Below are 3,382 nucleotides of genomic sequence, written 5' to 3'. Positions count from 1 at the left end.
TGTAATGACCCAGCCGTTCCTGCACAACTAAGCGGCTTCGGCATAGGCCTGCGCCGGTGTTTTCATCTTTAGCGCCTGGTGAGGACGCTTCTGGTTGTAAAACTGGATCCAGTCGCCAATCACCCGACTGGCATGCTGCAAGGTCTCGAACCTCTGCCGATGGGCACACTGCTCCTTGAGCGTTCTGATCACCCGCTCGACCATGCCGTTTTGTTCCGGCGTGTACGGCGTGATGAACTCCTGCTGCAACCCATAGCTCTTCACCAGTGCTGTGTAGTTGCGGCTGGTAAACACCAACCCATTGTCGCTACGTAACAAAAACGGCGATGCAACTCGTCCCAAGCTGCCGAAGCGAGCAATTAAGGCTTGCTCCAGCGCTGCCTCGGCCGTTTTCGATTTACCACTGCGCGAGAGATGCCATCCCAGTAGTTCACGGGTATGGCAATCAATCACCAGCGCCAAGGAACACCAGCCATCGCGACCAGCCCAGATCCGGCATAGGTCCGTCGCCCAGCGTTGGTTGGGCGCTGAGGCCACCGAAGGCAGGGCCTGGATCCGGGGGCGAAACCCAACCGGACGCTTGCGAACTTGCCAGCCCTTGAGCTGGAAGATGCGCTGTACCGTGTTCTTGTTGAACCCCAACAGGGCTGCAACCGTCCGGTAACCGAACGATGGGTTCTCCTCAATCATGTTTTTGATCGGGGTGACCAGATGCTCCTGAAGCTTGGGCGCGGCCTTGACGCTGCGGTAGTACCAACTACGACGCGGCAGGCCAAACCAGCGGCAGAGCTTGCTGACGGAGACATCAATACCTTCTGCGCGTAATCCCTGCTGAACATCGGCGACTATCTGTCGTCCTCGCCCAGCAGGGAGGCCAGCTTTTTTCTGGCGCGTAACTCCAGCATGGCCTCGCCATAAGCTTCCTGGAGTTCCTTGAGCTGCTTCTCGTACTGCTCGCGAATATCCAGTGGCTTGGCCCGTAAGGCGTTTTCCATGCCCCGTTTGGCGTCATCTACCCATTCTTCAATCTCGGAGGGCGGCAAATCAAAGGCTCGAGCCGCTTCGGCGACGGTGGTCTTGCCCTGAATGATTTCCATGACCAAGGCGGACTTGCGCTTGGCCGTCCAACGTTTGATTTCTTCGTCCATCGTGATGCTCATGTCTGTGATCTCCACTCATTATGACCTGAGCAGGATTTCAGTGGGTCATTACACCAGGGTGTATGGAGTAGTGCTCGCCCTCGATGCCGCTCTGTCCCTTCAGGAAGACGATGCCCTCAGGGCATTGTCATGGTTACACCGTCCAGCTAGGGGCCTTGGTGGCGTGGCTCCAGCCACGTTGTTGACTACACAGATGGGAGTTCAGGCAGTTATCGATCTTGTGGGACGAATTCAGCATGGGGTTTGCATATAAGCAATAAATCAGGGGGGCTGTGAGGATAAAACCAGCTCAGTTGGTCAAACTTAAACCAAACAGAATGATTTTCAAAATTTTTCACATCCACCCCACTTGAAAAGTTCGGTAAACTGTCCATTTACTAATTATGAGAGCTATAAATAAATTTTTCCGTTTCAACATTCCGCTGCTGCGCAGCGAAGAGAAACCAGTTTTTACTACCCCTACAAATTGTTTTTATTAAATCAATGGAATTTAAAGAGCTCTGATAAATTAAAATTCATTAACTTGGCTTAAGACATCAACGCTTCATCACTTAGTAGTAAGTTATATGTCTATAAACAGAAAACAGCAACATAACCTCAGTTAGGTGTGGTTATATTCGCCCTGTAGGGTGGAAATAAAAAACGTGCTTTTAAAAAATGATTGTTTTACCTATGCAAGCACTTCTCTGCTAAATAACCGTTCCGAAATGTAGATCACTTATCCGGGAAAGAAGGGAACTCGGCGTCGTTTGTGCGATCTGATTAATCGCCAAACCAATCAAACGACAAACGAGCCGAGCCCGAAATGATACTAACACTCCCCGACCATGATGAGCGACGCCGGATCATCAACAAGATGCACCGGACCAAAGATAAAGATCTCTGCCGGAGGCTCAACGCCATCTTGCTCCTTGCTGACGGGCACAGTGTCTCGGCTGTTTCTCGGCTCACAGCCGCCGCCCGGTCATCGATCAATCGCTGGGTGAACTGGTACACCTTGTACGGTCTGGAGGGGCTTGAAAGCGAGCCTCGGGGGCGCAAGCCGGTGCTGCCATTTGCTCACATCTCGGGTCTATTACAGCTGTTGATCCAGTTGTCTCCACAGGAGCTCGGATATCAGCGCTCGCGTTGGAGTACCGAACTGATGGCGCTTGAACTCAAACGGAGTTGGCGCCTGACATTGCATGCTTCAACAATACGGCGATGGCTGCCCAGGCTAGGGATTGTCTGGCGCCGGGCCGCGCCCACTTTGCACATCCGCGATCCCCATAAAGAGCGGAAAATGGCCGCTATCAATGAGGCCTTGGGACGCTGCAGTGCGGACCATCCCGTGTTCTATGAAGATGAGGTGGATATCCACCTAAATCCCAAGCTGGGGGCGGACTGGATGATGCGAGGGAAGCAGAAGAAAGTGGCAACTCCGGGCCAGAATCGCAAACATTACCTCGCTGGCGCCCTGCATGCCGGAACAGGTAACGTGACCTATGTGGCGAGCGATAGCAAAGACACGGACTTGTTCTTGTCACTGCTCCAAACACTAAAGCGGACTTATCGGCGCGCCAAGAGCATCACGCTGATCCTGGATAACTACATCATCCACAAGAGCAAAAAAGCACAGCGATGGCTGGCAAAAAATCCGAAGTTCATCGTGCTTTTTCAGCCGGTGTATTCGCCATGGGTGAACCAGATTGAGCGGCTGTGGCATGCCCTCCATGAAACGATCACCCGGAACCACCAATGCCGCACATTGGGTGAGTTATTACGTCGCGTGTTCTACTTCCTGGATCATGCCGCCCCGTTCCCCGGTAATGGACATGGGCTTATGCAACTGGAGCGAAATTAGGATCAGCTATTTAGCATTCGCTACACATGAACAGATCGCATACGGCGTTACTGTAACGCCATCCTTACCCCCCCCTGCTACCCGACCCTGGTTGTCACAACCGGAACGATTTTACAAACCCATGGGATCCCAATACACACAGATACGGTCACATTATGTGATGACGGGTCGCTCTAGGGAAGGTGCGAACAAGTCCCTGATATGAGATCATGTTTGTCATCTGGAGCCATGGAACAGGGTTCATCATGAGTCATCAACTTACCTTCGCCGACAGTGAATTCAGCAGTAAGCGCCGTCAGACCAGAAAAGAGATTTTCTTGTCCCGCATGGAGCAGATTCTGCCATGGCAAAACATGGTGGAAGTCATCGAGCCGTTTTA

The 3,382-nt window shown here is 52.4% G+C and carries 4 protein-coding genes and 1 pseudogene; 3 read left to right on the top strand and 2 right to left on the bottom strand.

Going from position 1 to position 3,382, the window contains the following annotated elements:
* Positions 1-27 precede the first annotated feature (27 nt).
* Positions 28-810, bottom strand: coding sequence for an IS3 family transposase (locus tag AB5Y50_RS11835; protein WP_223936907.1), 783 nt, complete (start codon positions 808-810; stop codon positions 28-30).
* Between the two features lie 35 nt (positions 811-845).
* Complete coding sequence (locus AB5Y50_RS11830; protein ID WP_039026396.1) at positions 846-1,160, bottom strand: transposase; 315 nt, start codon at positions 1,158-1,160, stop codon at positions 846-848.
* Between AB5Y50_RS11830 and AB5Y50_RS11825 the strand changes: the two genes are divergently transcribed.
* From AB5Y50_RS11825 to AB5Y50_RS11815, 3 genes and pseudogenes are all read left to right on the top strand, one after another.
* Positions 1,087-1,413: an antitoxin Xre/MbcA/ParS toxin-binding domain-containing protein gene (locus AB5Y50_RS11825; protein ID WP_368162900.1), complete on the top strand. Its 327-nt coding sequence runs from the start codon at positions 1,087-1,089 to the stop codon at positions 1,411-1,413. The genes AB5Y50_RS11830 and AB5Y50_RS11825 overlap by 74 nt on opposite strands.
* Positions 1,414-1,965: 552 nt before the next feature.
* Positions 1,966-3,003 carry an IS630-like element ISAeme16 family transposase gene (locus tag AB5Y50_RS11820; RefSeq protein ID WP_041206064.1) on the top strand — a complete coding sequence of 346 codons (1,038 nt, stop codon included), beginning with the start codon at positions 1,966-1,968 and terminating at the stop codon, positions 3,001-3,003.
* 245 nt (positions 3,004-3,248) lie between these two features.
* Positions 3,249-3,382, top strand: a pseudogene (locus AB5Y50_RS11815) (IS5/IS1182 family transposase); the annotation flags it as partial.

Origin of the sequence: Aeromonas sp. s6, from assembly GCF_040907815.1 — a bacterium.
GTDB lineage: Bacteria > Pseudomonadota > Gammaproteobacteria > Enterobacterales > Aeromonadaceae > Aeromonas > Aeromonas caviae.
The sequence above is the reverse complement of the archived record's forward strand: the minus strand, read 5'-3'. Positions and strand labels throughout refer to the sequence as shown.